Annotated in this window: 2 protein-coding genes and 1 pseudogene; 1 reads left to right on the top strand and 2 read right to left on the bottom strand. The window is 73.1% G+C overall.

Annotated elements, in window-relative coordinates:
• Positions 1–1270, top strand: a 1270-nt coding sequence (locus NWP10_RS11140) for an alpha/beta hydrolase (protein ID WP_258300955.1), incomplete at its 5' end; no start/stop codon positions are given.
• 94 nt (positions 1271–1364) lie between these two features.
• On the opposite strand, the gene NWP10_RS11135 is transcribed toward NWP10_RS11140, so the two are convergent.
• Together NWP10_RS11135 and NWP10_RS11130 are read right to left on the bottom strand one after the other, a co-directional pair.
• A complete protein-coding gene (locus tag NWP10_RS11135; protein ID WP_017488117.1) occupies positions 1365–2624 on the bottom strand; it encodes a TerC family protein in 1260 nt (419 codons plus the stop codon).
• Between the two features lie 281 nt (positions 2625–2905).
• Positions 2906–3307: pseudogene (locus NWP10_RS11130) on the bottom strand (hypothetical protein); the annotation flags it as partial.

The following is a 3307-nucleotide window of genomic DNA, read 5'->3' as shown; positions in this document are numbered from 1 at the left end:
CCCCTGGGCCCTCTACCTCCAGGGCGGGCCGGGCGGGGCCGGACCCCGCCCGGCGCGCGGGGGCGGCTGGATCGACGCGCTGGCCTCGGAGCACCGCGTGCTGCTGCTGGACCAGCGCGGCACCGGGCGCTCCACCGCGGCCTCCGTCGCCGCCCTCACCGCCCCGGGCGCGTTCGCCTCGGACGAGGCCCTCGCCGAGCTCCTCGTGCACCTGCGGGCCCCCTCGATCGTGCGCGACGCCGAGATGGTCCGGCTCGCCCTCGGCGCCGCCCCGTGGACCACCCTCGGCCAGAGCTTCGGCGGGTTCTGCACGCTCACCTACCTCTCCTTCCACCCCGAGGGGCTGCGGCGCTGCCTGGTCACCGGCGGCCTCGCCCCGCTCACCGGCCACGCCGACCGCGTCTACCGGGCCACCTACACGCGGATGCGCGACCGGGCGCACGAGTTCTTCGCCCGCCACACCGGGGACCGCGCGGCGTGGGCCGAGGCTGTGGCCCTGATCCGCGCCGCCGAGCAGGCCGGGGAGCCCGTGCGGCTGCCCGACGGCGGGCCCCTCACCGTGGCCCGCGCCCAGGCCCTGGGCATGCTCCTGGGCGGCAACACCCGCGTGGACCGGCTGCACTGGATCCTGGCCGAGGCCGTGGATCGCAGCGGCCCCGCCCCGCGCCTGTCCGAGACGTTCCTGGCGGCCGTGGCCGAGCAGAACGACCGGCACGTCAACCCGCTCTACACCGTGCTGCACGAGTCCATCTACGCCCAGCCCGCGGAGCTGGCCGGCGGCCGCGCCGCGACCGACTGGTCCGCCGCGCGGGTGCTGGCGGAGCACCCCGACTTCGACCCGGGCGCCGCCGACGCGCCCCTGCCCACCGGCGAGCACGTCATGCCCGCCTCCCTCGAGCTCGACCCGCACCTGCGGCCGCTGCGCGGCGCCGCCCGCCTGCTCGCCGAGCGCACGGACTGGGGCCCGCTCTACGACGTCGAGGCCCTGGCGCGGAACACCGTCCCGGTGGCCGCGGCCGTCTACACGGACGACGTCTACGTGGACCGCGACCTGTCCCTCGAGACCGCGGGCCGCGTCCGCGGGCTGCGCGTGTGGGAGACCGACGCGTTCCACCACGACGGGCTCGCCGACGACGGCCCCGCGATCGTGCGGCGCCTGCTCGAGATGACGGGGGAGGGCGCCGCGCCGGCAGCCAACGAGGGCGCCGAGCGCTCGGACTCGGCACCGGCGGCCTCGGAGACGACGACGGCCCCCGGCCCGGTCGACTGACCGGGACGAGGGCCGAGGTGGAGAGACGACGACGGCGCCGGGGCGGGGAGCACCGGCGCCGTCGTCGTCTCAGCGGGTCATCTCAGCGGGTCGCTCAGACGGTGGGCCCGTCCTGGCGGACGATCTGCTCGGAGACGCCGCGGGCGTCGTCGTCGCGCGGGTCGGCCAGCCGGGTCTCGTGGGCCGTGCGGATGATGCCGGACCAGGTGTCCTTGTGCTCGAGGAGCTCGTCGCGCCACTTCTGGTCGAGGCCCTCGGCCTTAGCCGTCCACTCGTCCATGAGGGCGGCGGCGCGGCTGCGCTCGGCCGGGTCGGCCGTCTCGTCCAGCTTGGAGTAGCGGTAGGAGAACTTCTCGGCGTTCTGCAGGGCGCGCAGGGCCTGGCCCTTGGGCGAGTACAGGGACACCACCACGGTGATCGCCAGGATGACGACGACCACCACGAGGGACAGCGTCGTGGGGATCTCAACCACGGGCACGTTCTCGCCGCCGTTGATGAACGGCAGGTTGTTCTCGTGCAGCGCGTGCAGGATGAGCTTGACGCCGATGAACGCCAGCAGCGCGGAGAGGCCGTAGGCGAGGTAGACGAGGCGGTCCAGCAGGCCGTCGATGAGGAAGTACAGCTGGCGCAGGCCCATGAGCGAGAAGGCCGTGGCGGTGAAGACGATGTACGCCTCCGTGGTCACGCCGAAGATCGCCGGGATGGAGTCGAAGGCGAAGAGGATGTCCGTGGCGCCGATGGCGATCATCACGAGCAGCATCGGGGTCATGACCCGCTTGCCGTTCTCGAGGGTGAACATCTTGTCGCCGTCGAAGCGGTCCGAGGCGGGCAGGAACCGCTTCACCATGCGGACCATGATGTTGTCCGCCTCGTCCTTGGCGTCGTCGGCGTCGCCGGCCATCTCGCCCTTGAGCTGGCCGCCCGCGATGACGAGCAGGAACAGGCCGAAGAGGTAGAAGACGTCCGACCAGGCCGCGATCACGGCGGCGCCGAGCAGGATGAAGATCGTGCGCGAGATCAGCGCGAAGGTGATGCCGAACAGCAGCACCTTCTGCTGGTACTCGCGGGGCACGCGGAAGCTGGCCATGATGACCAGGAAGACGAACAGGTTGTCGACGCTGAGCGCCTTCTCCAGCAGGTAGCCGGTGTAGTACTCGACGGCGTGCTGCGTGTCGCCGACGGCGAAGAACACGAGGCCGAAGAGGAGCGCGAGGCCCACGTAGATCCCGGACCAGATCGCGGCCTCGCGGATCGTGGGCGTGTGGGCCTTGCGGACATGGGCGAAGTAGTCGAACGCGAGCAGCCCGACGATCAATGCGATCGTCAGGCCCCACGTGAGGCCGTTGATTTCCATGGGTGCACCTTTCGGCGTCAGGGGACAGTTCTGCGCCGCAAGTCTCTCCGCCCCCCGTGGTCTCCACGGCGCCGGCCTCTGTGTCCGGCCGGTCGGCGCGCGCTCCAAGGCGGGCCCGTCCGGCGTGCTGACGTCCACAGTGTTCGGGATACTCCCCTACGTCGGGGGCAAGTCTATACGGTGCCCCCGACCCGCCCGGGGGCGAGAGAACGGTGATATTCCAGGACTATCAGCATTCCTGTAGCACTGCGGCCCGTCAGGGGGCGCGGCCGACGCCGCGCTCAGGACAGGGCCGGGGCGCCCAGGCCCACCCAGACCAGGACACCGCCGGCAGCCGCGATCCCCCAGCTCGCGAGGGAGCCGACGAGGAACTCCTCCGCCCGGGAGCCCTCCCCGCGGTCCGCGGAGATCTCCGGGAAGCGCACGAGGCCCTTCGCGGCCATGAGCGCGGCGACCACCGGCCACGCGTGGGCCAGCCCGAGCACCACCATCAGCACGCGCTCCATCGGGCCGATGTACCGGCCGCCGCGCAGCGGCGGGGCCTCCGCGTCGTCGGCGGAGGTCTCCGGCGCCGGGACCGCCTCGGCGGGCGCGTCCGATTCCGGGGCCGGGGCAGCGTCGGCGCGCCGCCCCGCGAGCAGCAGGACGGCCCGCGTGATCCGGTTGGCGGTCTCGCCCAGGGC

Source organism: Micrococcus sp. HG099, from assembly GCF_024723355.1.
GTDB classification, from domain to species: Bacteria; Actinomycetota; Actinomycetes; order Actinomycetales; family Micrococcaceae; genus Micrococcus; species Micrococcus endophyticus.
This window is presented reverse-complemented; position numbering and strand designations above follow the sequence as displayed.

Bases quoted from the DNA above. Each gene is read 5' to 3' on its own strand.
- NWP10_RS11135 (WP_017488117.1), bottom strand. From the start codon at position 2,624: ATGGAAATCAACGGCCTCACGTGGGGCCTGACGATCGCATTGATCGTC.